This is a genomic window from Roseixanthobacter pseudopolyaromaticivorans (assembly GCF_043195145.2).
Classification (GTDB): Bacteria; Pseudomonadota; Alphaproteobacteria; order Rhizobiales; family Xanthobacteraceae; genus NCEH01.
This window is the reverse complement of record NZ_CM195539.1, coordinates 3,955,073-3,981,264: the sequence shown is the minus strand read 5'-3', so window position 1 is coordinate 3,981,264 and position 26,192 is coordinate 3,955,073. Positions and strand designations below refer to the sequence as shown.

Here is a 26,192-nt window from a genome sequence, read left to right as displayed (position 1 = left end):
CGGCATGGCCGGCCTTTCGGCGCAAGAGGTGATTGCGCTGCTGGGGCTTGAGCCCCATCCGGAGGGCGGCCATTTCCGCGAAACCTTCCGGGAAACCGCGCCGGATGGCGGGCGCGGCGCTTCAACCGCCATCTATTTCCTGCTGGCGCAGGGCGAACGCTCCCATTGGCACCGGGTGGACGCGAGCGAGGTGTGGCACTGGCACGCAGGCGCGCCCCTGATGCTGAGCATCGCTCCGTCCGGCGGGCCGGTGCGTCATCTGCACCTCGGGGCAGATCTCGCCTCTGGAGAACGGCCGCAGGGCGTTGTGCCTCCGGGCCATTGGCAGGCGGCGGAAAGCCTCGGCGCCTGGACCCTGGTGGGATGCACCGTCGCGCCGGCGTTCGATTTCGCCGGCTTCGAACTGGCGCCGCCCGGCTTCGAGCCCTGAACGGACCTGCGCCTCAATCGCGCTCGAAATGACCGGGCGTGAAGACCCAGACCACCAAGCCCTTGATTTCCCATTTGGGCGGCACCCAGCGCGGGTTCAGCGGCGCGGGCTCCGCTTGCGCGATTTTTTCGGTCTTCGCCTTGGCGCCGGCGCGGGTGGCATCCCCGTTTTGAGCGGCCATCACCGGGCCTGAGGCGAGGGCGGCCAGCACCGGCAAAAGCGCCAGCAGAGAGGTCCTGACACGGGCTTTCATAATCTCGACTCCCACGTTTGCAGGTCTCGCAAAATTCCGTAAGGGCACGTTCGCCTGCGCATCCCCCGAGCGGTCCTTCGCGCGCCTTTCACGACATCCAGCTGAAGCGGCACCACGAGAAAGTTTTGTAATTTGGAGGCTGGGCCCCTCCCATACCTCCTCCACTTTACGCTAGGATGAGCCCGCATTCATCCATTCACGTCGTTGAACACGGGGACGTGTGAGCGGCAACCTTCGATATCGCCCGGCCGGCGTGTGCCCGGGGGCGGGTGCAGCCTGCGGGGGACGCACGATGGGAACGACTGTTGCGCAAAAGATGGAGCGGGCCTGGGCGATCCTGCGCTGGCGCTATCTCCAGGCTGGCGCCTTTCCCTATCACGAGCGCAGCTTCCTCGGCCGGATCGGCAATTGGGACGACAAGGGCATGCGCCCGCTGATCGTGGTCCAGTCGCACCGCCGCTCGGGCACGCATTTTCTTATCGACGAAATCCGCGCGCGCTTTCCCGTGGCGCGGGAATGGATGCATCTCGATGGCGATTTCTTCGCCCGCCTCATGCATATGCCGGTGGTCATCAAGAGCCACGACGCCTATTTCGGCGAGAAGCTGAGGGAGCGGAGGCCCTGGCATTCCTACATGCACTGGGTGGCGGCGTCTTCGCTCTACACCAATGCCAAGCATGTCTACATCGTGCGCAACCCACGCGACGTGCTGCGCTCGCAATTCTATTTCGATCTGAAGGGCCACGAACCGGCCTATCGCGTCGATCCGGACACCAGCTTCGCCGACTATGTGAAGGCGCCCTCCGCCCGCGATCCCGACGGCAAGCTCAGCCAGGTCGGCTATTGGTGTGCGCACGTGAAGGCCTGGCTCGATCGGCCGGAGGCGCACATCCTGCGCTATGAGGATTTGCTGTCGCAGCCGGAAGTGGAGATGGAGCGCCTCGCCACCTATCTGGGCCTGGAATTGCAAAAACCGCGGACAGTGAAAAGCTCGGCCATCGGCCGCAAGACCACCGAGCGCCGCTCCAAGGAAAAACTGGCGGCCTGGGGCCCGGACGAAGAGCGGCTCCTGGAAGTGGAGTTGGCGCGTCACGGCCTGCCGGACTTCGGCTATGGCATCGCCGCCCCCCCGGCGGCCACGCGTGGCGCCCCCATCAAGCCGGCGGAGCGGCCGGTGCGCACCTATTCTGCTTCTGCCGGTCTTGCACGCAGCGTTCATTCCTGACGCGACGAACCCTGTACGCATCGCGCGCCACGGGACGGGCGCGAAAAGAAAGGCGGCCCGAGGGCCGCCTTCTTCATTTGTGATCGGCCAGGACGCTCAGGCGCGGACCAGATCGCCCAGCAGATTGGCGGCCAGCGTCACCTTCGAGAGGCTGAGGCCGGAGGCCACGATGTCCTGCACCGTGGCGCGGGTGCGGTCGACCTCCTTGCGGCGGCGCTGGACGAACGCCTCCAAGGCCGCTTCGCCCGCGCCCTCGCCGGCCAGGATGCCGGCGCTGACCTGCCGCACGAAGGCTTCGATCTGGCCCAGCGCCCGGTCGAGCGCGAGGCGGTCGTAATAATCGGCCGCCGTGATGTTGCGCGCCGCGCCGGCGATTTCGTCCACCGCGAAATAACGACCCGCGGCGAAGAAGGTGGCCGCCGCATCCTCGATCGACCGACCCGTGGTCTGCGAGAGCAAAGCGATGTCGGAGGCGGCAGCGAGCGCACGCAGCAGGGTGATGCGGCGGGCGAGATCTTCCGGCACCCGCTTTTCCACCAGCGCCGCCGTCTGCCGCTCGCCGCGCAGGCGCCATACCTCCGGCAGGCTGGTGTCGAGCGCGCCGGCGACATCGGTGATGGCGCTGTGATAGCGCTCCACCACCGCGCCGAGACCAGTGCCAAGGTCCACATTACGCAGGAACCACACGGTGCGACCCACCGCGAGGTCCTGCACCTCGGCATAGAGCTGCAATTGCACGGCGCCGTCGATCTTGTTGTCGAGGGCGTCGATCGCGGCGTTCAGCGCGCCGAGGTCGAAGCTGTCGCGCACCGCTGCATAGGCGCGCACCACGCTCGCCGCATCCATGCCGGTATGGTCGCTGATGCGCGCGATGCAGGCCGGTCCGCCCTGGTTGATGATGGCATTGGCGAGCCCGGTGGCGATGATCTCCCGGCGCAGGCGATGGGCGGTGATGGCATTAGGGAAGCGCTGCTCGATGGCGGACGGGAAGTAGTGTTCCAGCTCAGCCGCGAGATAAGCGTCGTCCGGCACGTCCGAGGCGAGCAATTCGGAATAAAGCGAGATCTTGGCATAGGCGAGGAGCACCGCCAGCTCCGGCCGGGTCAGGGATTCTCCGCGCGCGCGGCGTTCCTGGATCTCCGCGTCGCTCGGTAGATATTCCACGGAGCGATCCAACTCGCCGCGCAGCTCCAGCATCTGCATCAGGCGCTGCTGGAAGGCGAGATCCTCCACCCCGCGCCGCTCGGCGAGGGAGATGGCGAGGGTCTGGAGATAATTGTTGCGCAGCACCAGCAGGCCGACGTCGCTGGTCATTTCGCCCAGCAGCGCCGCCCGGTCCGGGGGCGAAAGCAGGCCATCGGCCACCGGGATGGACAGCGCAATCTTGATGTTCACCTCCACGTCGGAGGTGTTCACGCCGGCCGAATTGTCGATGGCGTCGGTATTGAGCCGCACGCCGGCGCGTCCGGCCTCGATGCGGCCGCGCTGGGTCATGCCGAGGTTGGCGCCTTCGCCCACCACCTTGACCCGCAATTCGCGTGCGGCGATGCGGATCGCGTCGTTGGCTCGGTCGCCGGCCTGGGCGTCGGTTTCCGTGGAGGCGCGCACATAGGTGCCGATGCCGCCGAACCAGAGCAGGTCGGCCTTGGCTCTGAGGATGGCGCTCATCACCTCCGTGGGCGTCGCCTCCAGCTTGTCGAGCCCGAGCACGGCGCGTGCCTGCTCCGACAAGGCGATGCTCTTGGCGGTGCGGGGATAGATGCCGCCGCCCGGGGAGATCAGGGCCGGATCGTAATCCGCCCAGCTGGAGCGCGCGAGATTGAACAGGCGCTGGCGCTCGGCATGGGAGCTCGCGGGATCGGGATCAGGGTCGAGGAAGATGTGGCGATGGTCGAAGGCCGCCACCAGCTTCAGCGCGGTGGAAAGAAGCATGCCGTTGCCGAACACGTCGCCCGACATGTCGCCCACGCCCACCACGGTGATCGGCGTGGTCTGGATGTCCACGTCGATCTCGCGGAAGTGCCGCTTCACCGCTTCCCAGGCGCCGCGCGCGGTGATGCCCATGGCCTTGTGGTCGTAGCCCACCGAACCGCCCGACGCGAAGGCGTCGTCGAGCCAGAAGCCGTGCTCCTGCGAGAGCCCGTTGGCGATGTCGGAGAAGGTGGCGGTGCCCTTGTCGGCCGCAACGACGAGATAGGGGTCGTCGCCATCCACACGCACCGTCAGAGGGGGATGCACGACCTCGCCGCCCTTGAGATTGTCGGTGATCTCGAGCAGCGCGGTGACGAAGATCTTGTAGGCGGCGATGCCCTCGGCCTGCACGGCGTCACGCGAGCCGCCGACGGGCAGGTGCTTGGGCACGAAGCCGCCCTTGGCGCCCACCGGCACGATCACCGCATTTTTCACCTGCTGCGCCTTCACGAGGCCGAGCACCTCGGTGCGGAAGTCCTGCGGCCGGTCGGACCAGCGCAAGCCGCCGCGCGCCACATGGCCGAAGCGCAGGTGCACGCCTTCCACCCGCGGGGAATAGACGAATACTTCGTACTTGGGCCGGGGCAGGGGCAGCCCTTCCACCTTGGCGCTGTCATACTTGATCGCGATGGCGCCCTTGGGCCGGCCGTCCGCGTCCAGCTGATAGAAGGTGGTGCGGATCGCGGCGTCCACGAGATTGACGAAGCGGCGCAGGATGCGGTCTTCGTCCAGCGAGGAGACGTCCGCCAGCGCGGTCTCGATCTCCTCGCGCAGCGGCGCGCCGCGGGCCGCGCGGGCTTCCGGGCTCGCATCCAGGCGCGGGTCAAAGGAGGTGTGGAACAGCTGGACGATGCGGGCGGCGACGTCCGCGTGGTTGACGAGTGTCGTCCACAGATAGTCCTGGGAATAGGGGATGCCGGCCTGCCGCAGATAGCGGGCAAGCGCGCGCGCCAGCGCCACGTCGCGCCAGGCAAGGCCGGTATCGAGCACCAAGGCGTTGAAGCCGTCGTTCTCCGCTTCGCCGCGCAGCACGGCGGTCAGCAGGTCTTCCAGCCGTGCGGCCGAGCCGGACACCTCGATGGTGCCGCCGTCGACCCGTTCCAGGGTCATTTCGTGCAGCCACGAGCGACGCGTCTCGGCGTCGGCGCTGCACACCGGCTCGATGTGATAGGTGCGTTCGTTGATCGCCTTGAGGCCCATGTTTTCCAGCATGGGCACGCGCTCGGAGAGTGGCAGCGGGCGGCCGAAGGAGAGCAGGCGCAGGGAGATGCGGTTCGCCGGATCGCCGGGCCGGCGATAGAAGTCGAGCGCGATCGGTCGTTCGGGGGAAAGGCGTTCCAGGCGCTCGATGTCGGCCACCGCCGTGTCGATGCCGTAGGCGGCGATATAGCCGGCGTCGAACGCCTTGCCGTAGCGCTCGAACAGGAGGCCGGCATCGCCGACGCTCGGCGTCTCGCGCAGCGCCTGGCGCAGGCGATCGCTCCAGGAGAGCACATCCTCGGCCACCGCGGCTTCCAGCGCCGCGCGATCCACCTCGGGCGTGCGGCCTTCGCGCCGGCCGATGATGTAATGCACGCGCGTCAACGGAATGTCGGACAGGAAGGACGGGAAGGCCGCCGAGACGTGGCCGCCGAAGGCGGTCGCGAGGCGGTCGCCGACCTTGTCCCGCAGCGCCGCGTCGAAGCGCTCGCGGGGCACATAGACCAGCACCGACACGAAGCGGTCGAACGCATCGACGCGCGGCAGCACCCGCACGCGCGGACGATCGTAGAGCGAGAGGATATCGCGGGCGAAGACCAGGAGCGTCGCCGGGTCGATCTGGAACAGGTCGTCGCGGGGATAGGTCTCCAGAACCGTGCCGAGCGCCTTGCCCGAGTGGCTTTCGCGGTCGAGCCCGGCCTCCTCCACCACCAGTTCCACCTTGCGTCGCAGATAGGGGATCTGGCGCACCGAGTCGGTATAGGCCGTGGAGGTGAAGAGGCCGATGATGCGCAATTCGCCGAGCAGGCGGCCATCGTCGGCATGCAGCTTCACGCCCACATAATCGAGGAACGTGCGGCGGTGGACGCGCGAGCGCAGGGACGACTTGGTGACGATGAGCGGCAGCGGGCCGGCCAGGAACTGGCGGATTTCCGGCGTGGTCACCACCGCTTCCTCGCCGAGGCGCAGCTCGTGCACATCGCGGTCGCGCAGGATGCCGAGGCCCTCCTCAGCGACTTCCAGGCCTCCGTCGGCGGCGAGCGCATAGCGCCGCACGCCGATGAAGATGAAGTCGTCATTGGCCAGCCAGTCGATAAAATCGGCGGCTTCCTTGCGGTCGTCCTTGGAATAGGGCTGAGACTTGCGGCGGAAGCCCTCCGCCGCCTGGCGCACCTCGGCTCGCATGGCCGTGAAATCGACATTGGCGGCGCGCACGTCGGCCAGCGTCTTGTCGAGCGCGATCTTCAGCGCCTCGCGCCCCTCGGTGGTTTCCAGCGCCTGGATGTGGATGTGGATCAGGCTCTCGCGGATGCTGCGCTTGCGGCCCTGGGAGAGGTCGGTCTCGACGCCGATCACCCGTCCCTCGCCGTCGCGTTCGACCGCGAAGATGGGATGGGTGACGAACTTGGCCTCATAGCCCTGGTCCGCCAGCTCCCCGGCGATGGAATCGAACAGGAAGGCCATGTCGTCATTGACCGTCTCGACCACCGTGATGGCGGGAGCGCCGGCCCATTGCGGATTGAACACCCGCACGTCGTGATGGCCCGGCACGCGACCGGCGAGGTGGGCGTGGGCCTCGCGGCACAATTGGGCGAGGGCTTCCGGGAGCAGGGTTTCCACGTCCTCCGGCGCGGCGCCGGCGAGCAGGGCGCGGGCGAAGAAGGCGGGCACGGGACCGTCCGCCAGCAGGCTTACCGCTTCCTCGATGCGTGCCTGGGCGCCAAATCCGAGTTCCGAACCTTGAAATCCTTGGACGTTCATGGCCTCTCCCCCTTGGCGACCGCGCGTAGCGCGGGGCCCCGCCGCCCTCGATCGGACGTTCTGCACTGGGTTTCGCTCAGAGCCGCGACGGAACGATGACGGGGACCCATTCGAAGGGGATCAAGATGACCGCGCCGAAGAGCTCAGGCAAGCCCAAGAAATCCCAGCTAAAATCTGCCGAAAATACAGGCGAGCCCAAGAAAGGGGCGGTGCAAGCGGCGGTTCAGGCTGTCGCGCGCGCCGCGAAGACAGTTTCCGCCAAGGCCACGCGGACCGGCAGGCCGGCCGCCAAAACGCCCGCCGTCCCGCCGCCCCGGCCGGCGGACGATACGCCTCGGATCGCGCTCGATCTGAAGCCCGCGCCTCTCGACGAAGCAAACCAGGTCTATTTCGACAAGTGCATGGAGAAGCTGGGCTTCGTGCCGAATGTTCTCGCCGCCTACAGCTTCGATCTCGCCAAGCTGAATGCCTTCGCCGGCATGTACAACAATCTGATGCTCGCGCCTTCCGGCCTTTCGAAGCTGGAGCGGGAGATGATCGCAGTGGCGGTTTCCAGCGTGAACCGCTGCTATTATTGCCTTACCGCCCATGGTGCCGCGGTCCGAGCGCTGTCGGGCGATCCCATCCTGGGCGAGCAATTGGTGATGAATTATCGCGCCGCGCGCTTGGAGCCGCGCCAGCGCGCCATGCTGGACTTCGCCGTGAAGCTCACCGAGCGGCCCCACGAGGTGGAAGAGGCGGATCGCGCCGCGTTGCGCAAGGTCGGTTTTTCCGAACAGGACATCTGGGACGTGGCGGCGGTGACCGGCTTCTTCAACCTGTCCAACCGCATCGCCAGCGCCACCGACATGCGGCCGAACCCGGAATATCACGGGCAGGTGCGCTGAGCGGCGCGCCGCGCGCGGGAGGCCGAGCCGAAGTCTCCCGCACCAAAATCATCGCACAGGGCCGGCCTTCGCGTTATATTTGCGAAAATATAATTCGGAAGGCCGGCATGCTGCATCCTTTCCCATTCCCATCCCCCCTCTCCGCACGGCCTGCCGCGCGCTGTCTCGGTGCGGCCGGAGTGTTTTTCCTCGCGCTCTGCCTCGGCGCGCCGAATGGACGCGCGGCGGAGGGGCAGGGCTGTTCCGGCGGCGCCTGGCCGCTGGAGCGGGCGAAGTCGGCCCTCGATGCGGCGCACACACAATTGGCGAGCGGCAGCCAATTGCCGGCGGCAGATGGCGCGTTCGTGGTCGAACTGGTGCCGCTGGCGCAGGCCAAGCTGCCCTATCCGCCCGCGCGGCTGCCTGCCGAAAATACCACTTTTGCCGGCTTTCTTCTCATCCCCGCGCCCGCGGCCGGGCGCATCGAGGTGAGCCTTTCGCAAGCCGGCTGGATCGACCTGGTGCAGGATGGCAAGACCCTGCCGGCCGCCGCTTTCACCGGCGTGAAGGGCTGCGAGGGATTGCGCAAGAGCGTGCGTTTCGAGGTGGCGCAGCGCCCGCTCGTGCTGCTTCTCACCGGCGTTTCTGTGGATCGCCTGAAGCTGGCCGTGGCGCCGGTTCCCTAAAGGGCAAGGGCCAAGCCGCCATGCCTGGGATCTGCTCAGACTTTAGGCTCAGCTTGTCCCTATTGACGGCAGCCAAGTTTACCGTGCTAGGTTGCGGCGCAAGATCAAAAGCATCACCAAAGATGCGGTCTCAGGGGGAGCCGGGCGGGCGCATCGCGCCCCGGGCCGAAACAAGCGAGGGCGCAGAGCACGATGACGGACACTGTCTCAGACGTGCCCTACATCGTTGAAGCAGAAGGTCTCACGAAAGAGTTCAAGGGTTTCGCGGCGGTCAAGAACGTCAACCTGCGGATTCGGCGGCACACGATTCATGCCCTCATTGGGCCGAACGGTGCCGGTAAGACCACGTGCTTCAACCTGATCACGAAATTCCTGGAGCCGACCCGTGGCGTCATCCGCCTGAACGGCAAGGAGATCACCCGGACCAAGCCGGCCGACGTGGCGCGGCTGGGCATGGTGCGCTCGTTCCAGATCTCGGCGACGTTCGGGCATCTGACGGTGCTGGAAAATGTGCGCGTTGCCCTGCAGCGCGCGCTCGGGACCTCGTTCCACTTCTGGCGGTCCGAGCATTCGCTCGACGCGCTGAACGACCGCGCCATGCAATTGCTGGAAGAGGTGGATCTTACCTCCTACGCCAAGCATGAAGCGGTGGAGCTGCCCTACGGCCGCAAGCGGGCGCTGGAAATCGCCACCACGCTCGCGCTCGAGCCGGAAATGCTGCTGCTCGACGAGCCGACCTCCGGCATGGGGCGCGAGGATATCGCCCGCACCGCCGATCTCATCAAGCGCGTGTCCGCCAACCGCACGGTGCTGATGGTGGAGCACAATCTTTCGGTCGTGGCCGATCTGTCGGACGCCATCACCGTGCTGGCGCGCGGCGAGATTCTCACCGAGGGGCCGTATTCGGAAGTCTCCAAGAACCCGCAAGTGATCGAGGCATATATGGGAACGGGGCATGGCCATGGGTGAGGCGGCCTCCGCCGCGCCGTTGCTCGCGGTGCGCGATCTGCACGGGCATTATGGCGAGAGCCATGTCCTCCACGGCATGAGCTTCGACATCCACAAGGGCGAGGTGGTGACGCTTCTGGGCCGCAACGGCGCCGGCAAGACCACCACCATGCGCGCCATCATGGGCCTGCTGCGCAAGCGCGCCGGCTCGATCCGCTATGAGGGCAACGAGACCGTCAAGCTCGCGCCCAACCATATCGCGCGCCTCGGCATCGGCTATTGTCCCGAGGAACGGGGCATCTTTGCCAGCCTGAACGTGCGCGAGAACCTGCTGCTTCCCCCGGTGGTGCTGCCTGGCGGCCTCTCCGTGGACGAGATCCACGACCTGTTCCCCCGCCTGGAGGAACGGCGCAACAGCCAGGGCACCAAGCTCTCCGGCGGCGAGCAGCAGATGCTGGCGATCGCGCGCATCCTGCGCACGGGGGCCAAGCTGCTGCTGCTCGACGAGCCCACGGAAGGGCTGGCGCCGGTGATCGTGCAGCATATCGGCGACATCATCCGTGCGCTGAAGACCAGGGGCTTCACCGTGCTGCTCGTGGAGCAGAACTTCCACTTCGCCTCGACCGTCGCCGACCGCCATTATGTGGTGGAGCACGGCAAGGTGGTGGACATGGTCCCCAACGACAAGATCGCGGAAAACGCGGCGCGTCTCGAAGCCTTTCTCGGCGTCTGAAGCCGGGTTTTCGGAACAACGCAACCGGCAGCACCGCCGGAGGAGGAAACAAGATGCGTCTTGCAACCGTGTTCATGGCGGCCGCGAGCCTATTCGCCGTCACCGCCGCCCAGGCCCAGACCACGCCGGTCAAGATCGGCGTACTCACCGATATGTCGAGCCTGTATTCGGACCTCGCTGGCCCGGGCTCGGTGTGGGCGGCGAAGAAGGCGGTGGAAGATTTCGCCGCCACCAACAAGGATCTGAAGGTGGAGGTCGTCTCGGCCGACCACCAGAACAAGGCCGACGTCGGCACCTCCATCGCGCGCCAGTGGTATGACGTGGACGGCGTCGACATGATCGTCGATACGCCCAATTCCGGCGTCGCGCTGGCGGTGAGCCAGGTGACGAAGGAAAAGAACAAGGTGTTCGTGAATTCGGGCGCCGGCTCGTCCGACCTCACCGGCAAGGCCTGCACGCCCAACACGATCCATTGGACCTACGACACCTGGTCGCTGGCCAATGTGACCGGCAAGGCCGTGACCAAGAACGGCGGCGATACCTGGTTCTTCCTCACCGCCGACTATGCCTTCGGCCAGGCGCTGGAGCGCGACACGTCCGAAGTCGTCAAGGCGAACGGCGGCAAGGTCGTCGGCTCGGTGCGCGTGCCGATCAACAATTCCGACTTCTCCTCCTTCCTTCTGCAGGCGCAGGGCTCCAAGGCCAAGGTCATCGGCCTCGCCAATGCCGGCGGCGACACCATCAACTCCATCAAGCAGGCGGCCGAATACGGCATCGTCGACGGCGGCCAGAAGCTCGCCGGCCTGCTGGTGTTCATCTCCGACATCCATTCGCTCGGCCTCAAGACCGCGCAGGGCCTGAACCTGACATCGGCCTGGTATTGGGACATGACGGACGCCAACCGCGCGTTCGCCAAGGAGTTCGCCGCGGCCAACGGCGGCAAGTATCCCACCATGGTGCAGGCCGGCGTCTATTCCGGCGTGACCCATTATCTCAAGTCCGTGGCGGCGCTGAAGTCGGCCAAGGACGGGGCGGCTGTGGTCGCCGAGATGAAGAAGATGCCGACCGACGACAAGCTGTTCGGCAAGGGTGAATTGCGCGCCGACGGCCGCCAGATCCACCCCATGTATCTGTTCGAGGTGAAGAAGCCTTCGGACTCCAAGTATCCCTACGACTATTACACCTTGAAGGCGACGATCCCCGCCAACGAGGCGTTCCGTCCGCTCGACCAGGGCGATTGCCCGCTGGTCAAGAAGACCTGATGGCGCCCGCGGGCCGGCGTCACGCCGGCCCGCTCTCTCCTGTTGCAGAGACCGATCCATGTTCGAGCTAATCGGCATCGCCCCTCAGGCCTTGTTCGGCCAATTGCTGCTGGGCCTGATCAACGGCGCCTTCTATGCCATGCTGAGCCTCGGGCTCGCGGTGATCTTCGGCCTGTTGAACGTCATCAATTTCACCCACGGCGCCCAGTACATGATGGGGGCCTTCGGCGCCTGGATGCTGCTGAACTACGCGGGCATCCCGTTCTGGGGCGCGCTGGTGCTCTCACCCATCGTGGTGGCGGTGATCGGCATGATCATCGAGCGGCTGCTGCTGCGCCGGCTCTATCATCTGGACCACCTATACGGGCTGCTGCTGACCTTCGGTCTGGCGCTGATCCTGGAAGGGCTGTTCCGCCGCCAGTATGGCGCCTCCGGACTGCCCTATAACAATCCGCTGCCGGGCGGCACCAATCTCGGCTTCATGTTCCTGCCGAATTACCGGGCCTTCGTGGTGGTCGCTTCGCTGGTGGTGTGCATCGCCACCTGGTTCGTGATCGAGCGCACCAAGCTCGGCTCGTATCTGCGCGCGGCGACCGAACGGCCGGACCTCGTCCAGGCGTTCGGCATCGACGTGCCGCGCATGATCACGCTGACCTACGGCTTCGGCGTCGGCCTTGCGGCGCTCGCCGGCGTGCTCGCGGCGCCCGCCTATCAGGTGAGCCCGACCATGGGCTCGAACCTCATCATCGTGGTGTTCGCGGTGGTGGTGATCGGCGGCATGGGATCGATCATGGGCGCCATCGTCACCGGCTTCGGCCTCGGCCTCGTGGAGGGCCTGACCAAGGTCTTCTATCCCGAGGCTTCGTCCACGGTGATTTTCGTCATTATGGCCCTCGTGCTTCTGGTGAAGCCCGCGGGCCTGTTCGGTACGGTGAAGTGAGGCCATCATGACTTCCGCGTCCTCCCCCGCCGTCGCCCCCGCGCCTGCTTCCGCCAACGCCTTCACCCCCACCCGCATCGCCATCGCGGTGGTGGTGCTGGGGCTGCTGGTGGTGGCGCCGTTTGCGGTCTATCCCGTGTTCCTCATGAAGGTGCTGTGCTTCTCGCTGTTCGCGTGCGCCTTCAACCTGATGCTGGGCTACACCGGCCTGCTGTCCTTCGGACACGCCATGTTCTTCGGCGGGGCCGCCTACATCACCGCCTATCTGGTGAAGATCAAAGGCTTCCCGCCCGAGTTCGGCATCCTCGCGGGGACGGCGTTCGCGGCGTTCCTCGGGCTGCTCACCGGCCTGCTGGCGATCCGCCGCGTCGGCATCTATTTCGCCATGGTGACGCTCGCGCTCTCGCAGATGTTCTTCTTCTTCTGTCTCCAGGCGCCATTCACCGGCGGCGAGGACGGCCTTCAGGCCGTGCCGCGTTCGGCGATGTTCGGCTTCCTGGACATCTCCAAGGACATCAACCTCTATTATGTGGTGCTGGCGATCTTCCTGGTCGGCTTCGCCATCATCTACCGCACCATTCACTCCCCCTTCGGACAGGTGCTGAAGGCGATCCGCGAGAACGAGCCGCGCGCGATCTCGCTGGGCTATCGGGTGAACCAGTACAAGACCCTTGCCTTCGTCCTGTCGGCGGCGCTGGCCGGGCTCGCGGGTTCGACCAAGGCGATCGTGTTCCAGCTCGCTTCGCTCACCGACGTGGCGTGGCCCATGTCCGGCGAGGTCATCCTGATGACCCTGGTGGGCGGCATGGGCACCGTGCTCGGCCCGGTGGTGGGCGCCACCATCATCGTCACCATGCAGAATTATCTCGCGAGCTTCGGCGAATGGGTGCTGGTCATCCAGGGCGTGATCTTCGTGGTGGTGGTCTCGCTGTTCCGCCGCGGTATCGTCGGCGAAGCGCTCGCGCTGATGCAATTGATGCGGGATCGCGCGTCGAAATAACGGTGCGCGCCGAAGTGTCACGCAAGGGGCCCGCGAGGGCCCCTTTTTCTTGGCGTGTTTCGCGCGATGCCGATGGGCGGCGTCCCCGGCGTGCCGTGGGCATCGGCCCCGAGCCATGCGTCCTTTCGCATTGAAGCGAAAACATTTTTCCTTCATAGAAACAGCACGAAAGGCATGGCGCCGAGGAGAGGGCATTGGAATGAACGTGGCCAGCGAACGCAGCTTCCGCACGGCGCCCACCGAGGCGACGACCTTCTATGCGCGGATCTTCGGCCGGCGCGGCGTGGTCGCCTCGCACCATTATTTCTCCTCGGCCGCGGGCATCGATGCGCTGAAGGCGGGCGGAAACGCGATCGACGCAGCGGTCGCGGCGACCCTGGTGGAGGGCCTGCTGAACCCGAACATGCACACCATCGGCGGAGAATGCCCGATCCTCATCGCGCCGGCAGGATCGGGCGAAGTGGTCTGCATCAACGGCAATATGGTGGCGCCGGCCCGCGCGACGCCGCAGGCGTTCCGCGACCGCGGCCATGAGGTGGTGCCGGCCGAGGGGATTCTCGCCGCCGGCGTGCCGGGCGCCTTCGGCGCGCTCATCGTGGCGGCCCAGCGCTACGGCCGCCTGAGCTTCGCGGACCTCTCCGCGCGCGCGCTGGATCTCGCCCGCACCGGCTTTCCGGTCCATGCCGGGCTGATCCGCCAGCACAAGTTTGGCATTGCCGACAATCGCGAGAAGTTCCTGGCCCAATGGCCCGGCAGCGCGGCGCTCTATCTGCGCGACGGCGAGCTGCCCGCCGAGGGCTCGGCCATGACCAATCCCGCCTTCGCTGGCATGATCGACTATCTCGCCTCGGCCGAAAAGGCGGCCGGCGGCGCACGCGAGCAGGGCCTCCAGGCGGTGTTCGATGCCTTCTACAAGGGCGACGTCGCCGCGCAGATGGTGGCGTTCTCGGATGAAAAGGGCGGGCTGCTGACACGCGCGGATTTCGCCGCCTTCGAGGTTCCGGTGGAGGCGCCGGTGTTCATCGATTACGCAGGCGCGCGGGTGCACAAGACCTCGGCCTGGACCCAGGGCCCGGCACTGCTGCAGACGCTCTCCATCCTGAAATCCTTCGATCTGCCGGCGCTCGGCCACAACAGCGCGGACTATGTGCATCTGGTGGTGGAGGCGATGAAGCTCGCCTTCGCCGACCGCGAGCAATATTACGCCGACACCCGCCAGGTCTCCGTGCCGGTGGAGGCGCTGCTGTCGGATGCCTATGGCGCCCTGCGCGCCGGGCTCGTGGACATGCTCCATGCCAGCGCCGAGATGCGCCCTGGCGATCCGGTGGAGGATGTCGCCTTGCTCGCGGCGGCGGAGCGGCGTCCGCTCACCAATTGGGGCGCGGGCACGGTGCATGTGGACACCATGGATGACGCGGGCAACGCCTGCGCCTTCACGCCGTCCGGGGCCTGGATCAAGTCGGCCGAGGTGATGCCGGCGCTGGGCTTCCCGCTCGGCAACCGGCTGTCGAATTTCCACATGGGCCCGTCCAACCACCCCAATGTGGTGGCGCCGGGCAAAAGGCCGCGCACCACCATCAGCCCCACGCTCGTCACGATGGACGGCCGCCCCACCATCGCCTGCGGCAGCATGGGCGGGGACCAGCAGGATCAGTGGCAATTGCAGTTCCTGCTCAATCGGCTGGTGTTCGGCATGCCCGTGCAGGCGGCGATCGAGGCGCCGAAATTCTCCAGCGAGCATTTTCCCGGCTTCTTCGCCCCGCACGATTTCTTCCCGAGCCGCCTGCGCATCGAGGAGCGGTTCGGGGACGCGGTGTTCGAGAGCCTCGCCGCGCGCGGGCACGAGCTCTCCGTGGGCCCGGATTGGACCGAGGGGTTTCTGCTGGCCGCCGAGCGCCATGCCGATGGCATGCTGGAAGCCGGCTGCGACCCGCGCGGCAGCAAATCGGAAGTATTCCCAGCCTCCGCGCAGGCGTGGTGAGGGCGGGCCGCTTCAGGCCCGGCCCGCCTGCGCGGATTCGTTCATCAACCTCGCCTGCCCCTTCCTGCCCCTCGTCCGGCCTTTCCCCTCCCTAACGCTCCCCCCGCAAGCGGGGGAGGGCTGGGGAGGGGGCCGCCCAAGGCGGAAATGGCGCCGTCCATGAAAAAGGGCGCCCGCGGGCGCCCTTTCGCGATTGATCTGAGATCCAGAGGCTCAGGAAAGCGTGGTCAGGTCTTGGAACCAGTGCTGCGCCTGGGTGTAGCTCTTCACCTTCGGTGAGAGCGCGTGCGGGTACACGTCGTGCACCACCCACACCTGCACCGCGTCGTCCACCACCTTCTCGTGCACCTTGGCCAGCAGCTTGTCCTGCTCGGCGGAATCGAACGTGGCGGTGATCTGGTCGCACAACGCGTCCACTTCCGGGTTCTTATAGTGGCTCCAGTTCACGCCCACGGGCGCGATCTGCTTGGAGCTGTAGAAGCGCACGATGGCGTAGAACGGGTCGCTGGTGACATAGGCCACGTTGGAGCCGGTGATGCCGGCGAGGCTCGGGTCGGCCGCGCCCTTGCGCCATGCGGTGTAGGCGACTTCCTGCTCCACCGGCTGAAGCTCCAGCGCGATGCCCACTTCCGCCCAGCTCTGCTGCACGAATTCGTTCATCGGCATGGACAGCATCTGCCCGGTGCCGCCGGTGGGCACGATGAACTTCACCTTCAGCGGCTTGTCCTTGGAATAGCCGGCCTCGCTGACGAGCTTGCGGGCCGCATCCATGTCGTAGCGGATCTTGAAGGTCGGATTGCCGAACCAGGGGCTGGACTGGGGCACCTGACCGACCGCCGGCACGGCGAGGCCGTTCATCAATTCCACCACCGCGTCGCGGTCGATGGCGAGATTGGCCGCGCGGCGCAGGCGCACGTCGCGCCAGGGCGAGCCCTCCACCATGGAGAGATGGTAGTTCCACACGTGGGGTACCACGTTGGTGGAGATGCGCATGCCCGCTTGCTTGAGGCGCGCGACGCTGTCGGGGGCGGGGGATTCGATCAGGTCCACCTGGTTGGACAGCAAGGCGCTGGCGCGGGAGAGGTCCTCCGGGATGCAGGTGAGGGTGAGCTTGTCCAGCTTGGGAACCCGCTTCTTGTCCCAATAGTCGGGGTTCTTCAGCAACTCCACGCGCACGCGCGGCACCAGTTCGCCCATCTTGAACGGGCCTGTGCCGGAGGGCGCCATGGCGAACTTCGCCCAGTCGCCGCCCACCTTTTCGAACTGCGCCGGCGAGGAGATGAGGAACCACATCATCTGATAGGGGAACAGCGCGTCTACGCCCTTGGCGGTGATCTGCACCGTCATGTCGTCGAGCTTCTTATAGGACGCGAGCGAGGGCAGGCGCGGCTTCACCTGCGCGGCCTGGCGCGCATCGAACTGCGGCGCCTGGGTGTTCATGACCTTTTCAAGGTTCCAGATCACCGCGTCCGCGTTGAACGGCGAGCCGTCGTGGAATTTCACGCCCTCGCGCAGCTTGAAGATCCAGTTCTTGCGGTCGGCGGGGTCGGCCTCCCACGAGGTGGCAAGGCCGGGGATCATCTTGCCGGGGCGGTCGGCCACGTCGAGTTCCCAGGCCACCAGCGGGTCATAGAGGGTGAGGCCGGTGAACTGATAGGCGCCGGCGCCGCGATCGGGCTGGCCGGTGGTCAGCGGCACGTCCGTCATGGAGATGCCGTAGTTCAGGCTGGAGGCGGCCTGGGCGAACACCGGGCGCGGCAACCCGCCGAGGGTGGCCGCCGCCGCCGTGACGGCGGTGCCGGTGAGCAAGGTGCGGCGCGTCAAATCGAATGGTGGCATCAAGGACTCCTGGAAGGTTCGTGTGTTCTTGAAAATCTTCGGTCGTCCGGTGCGTCCTGCCCTCGTCCGCCGGTCTGCGCCGGCTCTTGCTTCTCGGAACGTCCCGCCGCCGCGCCGCGACAGGCGGGTGCGTGCCGGGCTAGTTCTTCACCTCCATGGCGCCGCGCAGCCCGTCGCTGACCATGTTGAAGCAGATGGAGGTCACGAAGATGCAGATGCCCGGCAGCATGGCGAGCAGCGGCTTGTTGTAGAGCGAGGTGCGCAGCGTATTGAGCATCAGCCCCCATTCCGCTTCCGGCGGGCGGGTTCCGAGCCCGAGGAAGGAGAGGCCCGCGCCGAGGATCATGGCGACGCTGATGAGCCCCGTGGCATAGACAAAGATCGGCCCCATCACGTTCGGCAGCACATGCACGCGGATGATGGTGAAGGGCGACGCCCCGGTGGCGCGCGCCGCCTCCACATAATCGAGCGCCCGCACGCCGGCCGTGGTGCTTTCCGAAATGCGGATCAGCGGGGGAATGAACACCAGCGTCAATGCCAGGATGGCGTTGAAGATGCCGGGGCCGAGCGCCCCGCTCACCGCCACCGCCAGCAGCACCGAGGGGAAGGCGTAGAATACGTCGGTGGCGCGCATGATCAGCATGTTCAGCCAGCCGCCCGCGAACCCCGCGATGACGCCGAGCGAGGAGCCGATGACGAAGGCGATCGCTACCGGCATGATGCCGATGAACCAGGAGAGGCGCCCGCCATAGAGCAGGCGGGTGAGCATGTCGCGGCCGAGCTCGTCGGTGCCGAGCAAATATCCCGGCGTGCCGATGGGCTTCAGCCGCCGCGCCATGCTGCCCACATAGGGATCGTAGGGCGCGATCAGCGGCGCGAACACGATGGCGAGGAACATGAGCAGCAGCACAAGGAGGCAGAACATGGTCGCCTTGTCGCGCAGCACGCGCTTGCCCACCCCCTGCCAATAGCCCTGCGGGCGCTCGGCTTTCTCGGGTGCGCGGGTGTCCGTCGCGGGGGTGTCCTTGGCGGCAATCAGGGTCATCACCGTTTGATCCGGGGGTCGAGGAGCGCCTGGCCGAGATCGACCACGAGATTGAGCGCGACGAACAGCAGCGCCAGCACCAGGATGGTGCCTTGCAGAAGCGGGATGTCGCGCTGGAAGATGGCGCTGTTCAGAAGAAAGCCGGTGCCCGGCCAGGAGAACACGGTCTCCACCAGGATCGAACCGCCCATGAGATAGCCGAGCTGCAGGCCCATGACCGCGAGCACGCTCGGCGCCGCGTTCTTGGCCACGTGCAGCAGGATGCCGCCGCTGCGCAGGCCCTTGCCGCGCAGGGTGGTGATGAACTCCTGGTGCAGGATCTCGATCACCGTGCCGCGCACCGTGCGGGCGACGAGGCCGAGCGGAATGGCGCTCAGCGTCACCATGGGCAGGATGAGGAAGGGCAGGTGCGCCCAATCCCACACGAAGGTGCCGCCCGGCCCGGCGCCCATGGAGGGGGCGAGGGGATAGGTGACCGCGAACACCGCCACCAGCAGCATGCCCAGCCAATAATGCGGCACCGAGACGCCAGCCACCGCGAAGGTCATGGCGATGCGGTCCACCCAGGTGTCGCGGAACGCCGCCGCGAGCCCCCCGAGCAGCATGCCGACGGCGAACGCCAGCGTGCAGGCGGCCACCGCCAGCGAAACCGTGTTCTTAAGCGCGACCGAGACCTCGCCCCACACCGGCCGGCCGGTGGCCAGCGAGCGGCCGAGATCGCCCTGCACCACGCGGCCGAGCCAGATCAGGAATTGTTCGGGCAAGGGCTTGTCGAGCCCATAGTCCCGGCGCAGCTGGGTGATCATCTCCGCTGGGGCATCGGGCGGGGCGATGGCGCTGATGGGATCGCCGGGCGAGATATAGACCAGCATGAAACACACCAGCCCCACCGACAGGGCGATGGGAATGGAATAGAGCACGCGGCGGACGATGTAGAAGATCATGGGGCGCGCTCCTCGGCCGCAAAGGCCATGGCGGGCGGCATCGGCGGGCGCAGGCCGGCGGGGCGGATGCAGCGCACGGTCCGCTCCGGCGCGGTGGCGCGGAGATCCGGCACCGCCGCGCGGCAGGCGGGCACCACATAGGTGCACCGGGGCGCGAAGGCGCAGCCCTCAGGCAAGGTGCGCAGGTTGGGCGGCGATCCGGGAATGGCCGTGAGGCGCCGGCCGCGCGAGGCCGGAGTGACGGTGGCGCCGAGCAGGCCCTCCACATAGGGATGCTCGGGAGCCTCGAGCAGCGGCTCGGTCGGCGCCTCCTCGATAAAGCGGCCGGCATACATGACGGCGATGCGGTCGGCGATTTCGCCCGCCACCCCGAGATCGTGGGTGACGAAGATCACGCCCATCCCTAGCTCCGCCTGGATGCGCTTCAAGAGCAGCAGCACCTGGATCTGGACGGTGGCATCGAGGGCGGTGGTGGGTTCGTCGGCCAGCAGCAGCTTTGGCCGCACGGAGAGCGCGACCGCGATCATGGCGCGCTGGCGCAGGCCGCCGGAGAGTTCGTGCGGATAGGCATCGAGCCGCTGGCGGGCGGAGGGGATCTGCACCAGCTCCAGCAGATCGAGGGCGCGGCGCAGCGCTTCCTGCTGGCTCACCCCCTCATGCCGGCGGATGGTCTCGGTGATCTGCTTGCCGATGGTGAACACCGGGTCCAGCGCCGTCATGGGCTCCTGGAAGATCATGGAGACGAGCCGGCCGCGGATGGAAGACAGCTCGCGCTCGGACGCGGCGACGATGTCGGTGCCGTCCACCTGGATGGTGCCGGTGATGCGGGTGCGCTTGGGCGGGTGGAGGCGCATCAGAGAGCGCAGCGTCACCGACTTGCCGGAGCCGCTCTCGCCGAGGATGCAGAGCGTCTCCTTCGGGGCGAGGTCGAAATCCACCCCGTTCACCGCATGGAGGGTCGCCTCCTTCGAGACGAACGCGACGTTCAGGTCGCGCACCTTCACCAAGGGCTGGGACTGAGGCTGGGCTTGGAGGGCGCTCATGTCAGGCGGCCTCCGGCGCGCGGCTGTGGCCGCTGCCCGGCTGGTTGATGAGGCAGGCGGCGAGATGTTCGCTGGCGATGGCATCGCCGCTGGGCAGCGGCAGGAGCCCCGGCCGGGTGACGGCGCATACCCCTTCGGAAAACGCGCAGCGGGGGTGGAAGGCGCATCCCGAAGGCGGGTTCACCGGGCTCGGCGGATCCCCCACCAGCGGCGGCGCCTCGCGGCTGCGCCCGGCGACCGAGGGGCGGCTCGCCAGCAAAGCGGAGGTGTAGGGATGGGCCGCACCGGCGAAGATCGCCTCGGCGGCACCGAGTTCGACCACGCGGCCGAGATACATCACCAGGACGCGGTCGGAAATATACTGAACAACGTTCAGGTCATGGCTGATGAAGATGTACGTCAGCCCGAATTCGGCTTTCAGGTCCATCAGCAGGTTCAGCACCTGCGCTTCCACCGATTTGTCGAGGGCGGAGACCGGCTCGTCCAGGACCACGAGGCGGGGACGCAGCGCCAAGGCCCGCGCGATGTTCACCCTTTGCCGCTGGCCGCCGGACAGCTCATGGGGAAAGCGGGTGGCATATTGGGCTGGCTGGAGGCCGACGGCGGCGAGCATGTCGCGGGCGATGCCGATCGCCGCCTTGCGCGCCATGCCATGGACCATGGGCGGAAAGGCAATGGATTCCTCAATGGTCAGCCGGGGGTTCAGTGACGAGAAGCTGTCCTGGAACACCATCTGCACCTGGCGGCGATAGCGCCGCAGGCCGGCCGCATCCCGCCCCAGCGCCTCGCCGTCGAACACGATCTCCCCGGCGGTGGGCTCCAGCAGGCCCATGATGAGCTTGGAGGCGGTGGACTTTCCGCAGCCGGATTCGCCGACGATGCCGAGCGTCTCGCCTTTGCGCACGTCGAACGAGACCGCATTCACCGCCTGCACCGCGCCGGCACGCCCGCCGAACAGGCTTCCGCGCCCGGGAAAGGTCTTGGTGAGGCCGGACACGCTCAGCAGCGCCTGCGCCGGGCCCCCGAGATCGGGAAGCGGCTGAAGCAGGGACTCTCCGACTGGCGCCGGCACAGGATCAGGCATCTTTAATCTCAAAGGAAAAGCCCTCCCCCGGCGGGCGGCCGGGAGGTGCTTCCTGCGCGACGCTAGCAATGCCCCTCCCTGGGAGGAAGAATGTTTTCTAGGCAGTAAATGCGCAAAATATCGGCGTTTCTGAATGCAAAATTAAATATGCACGGCACCCACGGTCATGCTGTCGCAGCGGGGCAGGTTGAAATGGCGGTTTCATGCCGCTTTCGAGGGCAGCCGCCGGCGCGCCTTTGCCGTCTTTGCGCGCGTTATCCATGCACATCACAGGCGCGTGACGTTGCGTCGCCGGGAGCAGACGGCGGGGCTTCTTCCCCCGAAAGAAGCCCCGCCGCTCTCGCGGTTCGACGGCGACAGATGGCATCCACCCGACGCGAGCTGCCGAACCGCAAGCCTTTGATCTCGCGGATCAAACAAGTCGATCCGCTAGGTTGCCGGGGCGTCGGCACCGGAGGGTGGGAGAGGGGAGGCGGGGGGCGCGTGCGCGTCCGCGCGCTTGGCGGCGGCGCGGGCCCGCCGGCCTTTCCCCAGCCAGAGCTGAAGGCGGTTCATGTAGAGATAGACCACCGGCGTCGTGTAGAGGGTGAGGACCTGGCTCACCAGCAGCCCGCCCACGATGGCGAACCCGAGCGGCCGCCGCAGTTCCGAGCCGGTGCCGGTGCCCAGCATCAGCGGCAGGCCGCCCAGCAGGGCCGCCATGGTCGTCATCATGATGGGGCGGAAGCGCGTGAGGCAGGCCTGGTAGATGGACTCCTCCGGCGCCATGCCCTCCTCGCGCTCCTTGGCGAGGGCGAAGTCGATCATCATGATGGCGTTCTTCTTCACGATGCCGATCAGCAGCAGGATGCCGATGAGCGCGATGACGCTCAGGTCGAACCCCGAGAAATAGAGGATCAGCAAGGCACCCAACCCGGCGGAGGGCAAGGTGGAGAGGATCGTCAGCGGGTGGATATAGCTCTCATAGAGCACGCCGAGGATGATGTAGACGGCGATTACGGCGGCGAGGATGAGATAGGGCTGGGTGCGCAGGGAATCCTGGAACGCCTGCGCCGTGCCCTGGAACGTGCCGATCAGCGTCAGCGGCTTGTTGATCTTCAACTCCGCCTGCTTGATCGCGTCCACCGCCTGGCCGAGCGCGGTGCCGGGGCTGAGATTGAAGCTCAGCGTGACGGCCGGGAACTGGCCCTGGTGGGAGATGGAGAGCGACGCGCTCTTGGACGTGTCCACCTTCACGAAGGCGGAGAGCGGGATCTCCTCGCCGGTGCGCGGCGACTTCACATAGAGCTTGTCCAGCGAGCCGGTGTCGAGCTGCAGCTTGGGGTCGATCTCCAGGATGACGTGGTATTGCGAGAGCTGCGTGAAATATTGCGCCACCTGGCGCTGGCCGAAGGCATCGTAGAGCGTGTCGTCGATCACCTGCGGCTGAATGCCAAAGCGGGCGGCGGTGTCGCGGTCGATCTTCAGCGACACGGTGGGCGCATTGGTCTGCTGGTCGGTGGCGACATCCTGCAGCTCGGGCAGGCCGCGCAGCATCGCCAGCATTTTCGGCGCCCATTCGTTCAGCTCGGCGAGGTTCGCGTCCTGCAACGTGTATTGGTACTGGGTGCGCGAGGGACGCCCGCCCACATTGATGTCCTGGGAAGCTTGGAGGAACAGGGCGACGCCCTCGACCTTGGCCAGTTGCGGCCGCAGCCGCGCGATCACCTGGTCGGCGCTGGCGTCGCGCTTGTCGCGCGGCTTCAGGGTGATCCAGACGCGGCCGGTGTTCACGGTCTGCGAGCCGCCCGTCGCGCCGACCGAGCCGGCGACGCTTTCAACGGCGGGATCGCGCGCGACCACGGCCAGAAGCGCCATCTGCTTCTGCGACATGGCGGAGAAGGAGATGTCCTGCGCCGCTTCCGAGAAGCCCTGGATGAAGCCCGTATCCTGCTGCGGGAAGAAGCCCTTGGGGATCACCACATAGAGATAGCCGGTGGCGGCCATGGTGCAGAACAAGGTCATCAGGGTCAGGAACTGGTGGCGCAGCACCCATTTCAGGCCATGGTCATAGGCGGCGAGCAGGCCGTCGAAGAAGGCTTCGAACGCCATGTAGACGCGGCCGTGCTTCACGCCGTGATCGTTCTTCAGGAACAGCGAGCACATCATGGGCGTGAGCGTGAGCGAGACCACCACCGACACGAGGATGGTGATGGTCACCGTGACCGCGAATTCCCGCAGCAGCCGGCCGACGATGCCGCCCATCAGCAGCACCGGGATGAACACCGCCACCAGCGACAGCGAGATCGAGATGATGGTGAAGCCGATCTCCGCCGAGCCCTTCAGCGCCGCCTCGAACGGCGGCACGCCCTCCTCGATATGGCGATAGATGTTCTCCAACATCACGATGGCATCGTCCACGACGAAGCCGACCGCGATGGTGAGGCCCATCAGCGAGAGATTGTCGATGGAATAGCCGAGCGCGTACATCACCGCGAAGGTGCCGATCAGCGCCATGGGCACGGTCACGCTCGGGATGATGGTGGCCCACACGTTGCGCAGGAAGGCGAAGATCACCGCCACCACGAGGCCGATGGTGAGCATCATGGTGAACTGCACGTCGTCCACCGAGGCGCGGATGGTCTGGGTGCGGTCGGAGATCACCAGCACGTTGATGCCCGGGGGCAAGGCGGCTTCCAGGCGCGGGATCATGGCGTGCACGCGATCGACGGTCTCGATCACATTGGCGCCGGGCTGCTTGAACACGATCAGCTGGATGCCGCGCTTGCCGTTCTGCCAGGAGGCGAGGCGCACGTTCTCCGGCCCGTCCACCGCGCGGCCGATGTCGCGGATGCGCACCGGCGCGCCGTTCTTATAGGCGAGCACCACGTCGTTCCACGGCGAGGACACGAGCAACTGGTCGTCGGCATAGATGGTGAAGCTCTGGGCCGTGCCGTCGAACGAGCCCTTGGGGGAATCCACGGTGGCGGCGGCGAGGATGGCGCGCACGTCCTCCAGGCTCATGCCCAGGGAGGCGATTTTCGCCGGGTCCACCTGCACGCGCACGGCCGGCTTCTGCTCGCCGGTGATGGCCACCTGGGCGATGCCGGGAATCTGGCTGATCTGCTGGGCGAGGATGGTGTCGGCGTAATCGTCCAGCTTGGTGAGCGGGTAAAGATCCGACTGCACGGCGAGGATCAGGATCGGCGCATCCGCCGGGTTTACCTTGCGATAGGTGGGCGGGGTCGGGAGATTCTTGGGCAATTGGCCGCTGGCGGCGGTGATGGCGGCCTGCACATCCTGCGCGGCGGCGTCGATGGCGCGGTTGAGGTCAAACTGGATGGTGATGGAGGCGACGCCGAGCGCGCTGGTCGAGGTCATCTGGGTGACGCCGGCGATCTGCGCGAACTGGCGCTCCAGCGGCGTTGAGACCGAGGAGGCCATGGTTTCCGGGCTGGCGCCGGGCAGGCTGGCGGAGACCTGGATGGTGGGAAAGTCCACCTGCGGCAGCGGCGCCACCGGCAGCAGGGGATAGGCGACGCCACCGATCAGCACCAGCGCCAGCATCAGCAGCGAGGTCGCGATGGGGCGCCGGATGAAGGGGGCTGAAATGCTCATGCGCGCTTCTCGGCGCTGGCGGTGGAGAGGGGGGCGGCCTGCGGCTTCGCGTTGGGCGCCACGGTCACGGTGACGTGGGCGCCGGGGGTCAGCTTGTATTGACCGTCCACCACCACGCGTTCGCGGGCGGTGAGCCCGGTTTCCACCACCATCTGCCCGGCGCGGCTGGGCCCGACGGTGACGGCGCGCTTTTCCACCGTGTCGTCGTCGCGCACCACATAGACATAGAACCCGTCCGGCCCGCGCTGCACCACCTGCGCCGGCACCAGGATGGCGTCCTTGCGGGTGTCCACCAGCACCTGCGCGTTCACGAACGCGCCCGGCCAGAGCTTGAGATCCTCGTTCGGGAAGGTGGCTTTGATGCGGATGGTGCCGGTGCTCTGGTCGATCTGATTGTCGATCAGCGTCACGGTGCCGGACCCAAGCTGGGTCACGCCGTCGCGGCGGAAGGCGAGCACCGAGACCGGGCCACGGCCCATAGCGGCCACCACGTCGTCGAACCGGTCCTGCGGCAGCGAGATGATCACCGAGATCGGCTTCAGCTGGGTGATCACCACCAGCCCGGTGGTGTCGGACGCGTGGACGATATTGCCCTCGTCCAGCAGCCGCACGCCGGTGCGGCCTGAAATCGGCGCGCGCACCGTGGTGTAGCCGAGCTGCACGTTCGCGCTGTCGATGGCGGCATCATCGCCCTGGATCGCCGCTTCATATTGGGCGACCAGGGCATTCTGGGTGTCGAGCTGCTGCTGGGAGATCGCGTTCTTCGCCACCAGCTGCTTGAAGCGGTCCTGGTCGAGCTTGGCATTGGCCAGCTGCGCCTGGTCCTTGGCCTTAGCGGCCTGTGCCTGGGCAAGGGTGGCCTGGAACGGGCGCGGGTCGATCTGCGCCAGCACGTCGCCGGCCTTCACATCCTGCCCTTCGCTGAAGGTGACCTTGTCCAGCTCGCCGTCGACCCGGACCTTCACCGTGACTGAATTGAAGGCCTGAACGGTGCCGAGGCCGGTGGCATAGACCGGGAAGCTCTCCTCGCGCACGGATGTGGCGAGCACGGGAATGGGGGGTGGGGCCTTCTTGGCATTGGCCTGGGGCGAGGAGGGCGCGGCAAACCCATAGTGCCAAGCAAGTGCGCCGGCGATCAGAATGGCCGGCGTTACGACCCACACGAGACGAGGCATCAGCCCTATTCCCTTTCGACCGTTACCGCCTTTGAACACGGTGTCCGCGCGAACCCTGCGGTGCGGGAGGCTACCCTCACGAAACCGTGAAGCGGCGGCGAACAGCGATGCAGCGCAGGGTTTCAGGCCGCCATGTGTTGAACCCTACGGACCCCCGTGCCTGCGGCGGGGCGCAAGGCCGCAGGGGCCGCCGCTTTTTGGCCGTCGGA

The 26,192-nt window shown here is 66.8% G+C and carries 19 protein-coding genes; 10 read left to right on the top strand and 9 right to left on the bottom strand.

All coding sequences use genetic code 11. From position 1 onward, the window contains the following. Positions 1-4: 4 nt before the first annotated feature. On the top strand, positions 5-430 hold the full coding sequence (locus V5F68_RS18720) for a cupin domain-containing protein (protein ID WP_394015669.1): 426 nt from the start codon (positions 5-7) through the stop codon (positions 428-430). A 13-nt stretch (positions 431-443) separates the two neighbouring features. On the opposite strand, the gene V5F68_RS18715 is transcribed toward V5F68_RS18720, so the two are convergent. After that, on the bottom strand, positions 444-683 hold the full coding sequence (locus tag V5F68_RS18715; protein WP_394015670.1) for a hypothetical protein: 240 nt from the start codon (positions 681-683) through the stop codon (positions 444-446). Between the two features lie 292 nt (positions 684-975). Between V5F68_RS18715 and V5F68_RS18710 the strand changes: the two genes are divergently transcribed. After that, entirely contained in the window at positions 976-1,908 is a 933-nt protein-coding gene (locus V5F68_RS18710) for a sulfotransferase domain-containing protein (RefSeq protein WP_394015671.1), read from the top strand. 96 nt (positions 1,909-2,004) lie between these two features. On the opposite strand, the gene V5F68_RS18705 is transcribed toward V5F68_RS18710, so the two are convergent. Further along, a complete protein-coding gene (locus V5F68_RS18705) occupies positions 2,005-6,840 on the bottom strand; it encodes an NAD-glutamate dehydrogenase (protein ID WP_394015672.1) in 4,836 nt (1,611 codons plus the stop codon). Between the two features lie 338 nt (positions 6,841-7,178). Between V5F68_RS18705 and V5F68_RS18700 the strand changes: the two genes are divergently transcribed. The 8 genes from V5F68_RS18700 (at position 7,179) to V5F68_RS18665 (ending at position 15,256) form a co-directional block, all read left to right on the top strand. Then, a complete protein-coding gene (locus V5F68_RS18700) occupies positions 7,179-7,727 on the top strand; it encodes a peroxidase-related enzyme (RefSeq protein ID WP_394015782.1) in 549 nt (182 codons plus the stop codon). A gap of 107 nt (positions 7,728-7,834) precedes the next feature. Continuing rightward, complete coding sequence (locus tag V5F68_RS18695) at positions 7,835-8,392, top strand: hypothetical protein (RefSeq protein WP_394015673.1); 558 nt, start codon at positions 7,835-7,837, stop codon at positions 8,390-8,392. Between the two features lie 192 nt (positions 8,393-8,584). Next, the gene (locus V5F68_RS18690) at positions 8,585-9,361 is read left to right on the top strand and encodes an ABC transporter ATP-binding protein (protein ID WP_348843939.1); all 777 of its coding nucleotides are present in this window, start codon (positions 8,585-8,587) and stop codon (positions 9,359-9,361) included. After that, positions 9,348-10,073, top strand: coding sequence for an ABC transporter ATP-binding protein (locus tag V5F68_RS18685; RefSeq protein WP_348843940.1), 726 nt, complete (start codon positions 9,348-9,350; stop codon positions 10,071-10,073). The genes V5F68_RS18690 and V5F68_RS18685 overlap by 14 nt, the downstream gene beginning before the upstream one ends. A 53-nt stretch (positions 10,074-10,126) precedes the next feature. Next, complete coding sequence (locus V5F68_RS18680) at positions 10,127-11,335, top strand: ABC transporter substrate-binding protein (RefSeq protein ID WP_394015674.1); 1,209 nt, start codon at positions 10,127-10,129, stop codon at positions 11,333-11,335. Positions 11,336-11,393: 58 nt separating this feature from the next. Then, a complete protein-coding gene (locus V5F68_RS18675; RefSeq protein WP_348843942.1) occupies positions 11,394-12,275 on the top strand; it encodes a branched-chain amino acid ABC transporter permease in 882 nt (293 codons plus the stop codon). Between the two features lie 7 nt (positions 12,276-12,282). Continuing rightward, positions 12,283-13,275, top strand: a complete 993-nt coding sequence (locus V5F68_RS18670; protein WP_394015675.1) for a branched-chain amino acid ABC transporter permease — start codon at positions 12,283-12,285, stop codon at positions 13,273-13,275. 199 nt (positions 13,276-13,474) lie between these two features. Continuing rightward, positions 13,475-15,256: a gamma-glutamyltransferase family protein gene (locus V5F68_RS18665; RefSeq protein WP_394015676.1), complete on the top strand. Its 1,782-nt coding sequence runs from the start codon at positions 13,475-13,477 to the stop codon at positions 15,254-15,256. Positions 15,257-15,469: 213 nt separating this feature from the next. Here V5F68_RS18665 and V5F68_RS18660 read toward each other — a convergent pair whose 3' ends face one another. The 7 genes from V5F68_RS18660 to V5F68_RS18630 all read right to left on the bottom strand — a co-directional run bounded on the left by V5F68_RS18660 (position 15,470) and on the right by V5F68_RS18630 (position 25,983). After that, complete coding sequence (locus V5F68_RS18660; protein WP_394015677.1) at positions 15,470-17,095, bottom strand: ABC transporter substrate-binding protein; 1,626 nt, start codon at positions 17,093-17,095, stop codon at positions 15,470-15,472. Positions 17,096-17,234: 139 nt separating this feature from the next. Next, positions 17,235-18,140 (bottom strand): ABC transporter permease, encoded by a 906-nt coding sequence (locus V5F68_RS18655; RefSeq protein ID WP_394015678.1) that lies wholly within the window; start codon positions 18,138-18,140, stop codon positions 17,235-17,237. Beyond that, positions 18,140-19,084 (bottom strand): ABC transporter permease, encoded by a 945-nt coding sequence (locus tag V5F68_RS18650; protein ID WP_394015679.1) that lies wholly within the window; start codon positions 19,082-19,084, stop codon positions 18,140-18,142. Before V5F68_RS18650 ends, V5F68_RS18655 begins: the two co-directional genes overlap by 1 nt. Continuing rightward, positions 19,081-20,127 (bottom strand): ABC transporter ATP-binding protein, encoded by a 1,047-nt coding sequence (locus V5F68_RS18645; protein WP_394015680.1) that lies wholly within the window; start codon positions 20,125-20,127, stop codon positions 19,081-19,083. Before V5F68_RS18645 ends, V5F68_RS18650 begins: the two co-directional genes overlap by 4 nt. A gap of 1 nt (position 20,128) precedes the next feature. Further along, positions 20,129-21,211, bottom strand: coding sequence for an ABC transporter ATP-binding protein (locus tag V5F68_RS18640; protein ID WP_394015681.1), 1,083 nt, complete (start codon positions 21,209-21,211; stop codon positions 20,129-20,131). A gap of 429 nt (positions 21,212-21,640) precedes the next feature. Continuing rightward, entirely contained in the window at positions 21,641-24,808 is a 3,168-nt protein-coding gene (locus V5F68_RS18635; RefSeq protein WP_394015682.1) for a multidrug efflux RND transporter permease subunit, read from the bottom strand. Beyond that, on the bottom strand, positions 24,805-25,983 hold the full coding sequence (locus V5F68_RS18630; RefSeq protein ID WP_394015683.1) for an efflux RND transporter periplasmic adaptor subunit: 1,179 nt from the start codon (positions 25,981-25,983) through the stop codon (positions 24,805-24,807). Before V5F68_RS18630 ends, V5F68_RS18635 begins: the two co-directional genes overlap by 4 nt. Positions 25,984-26,192 lie beyond the last annotated feature (209 nt).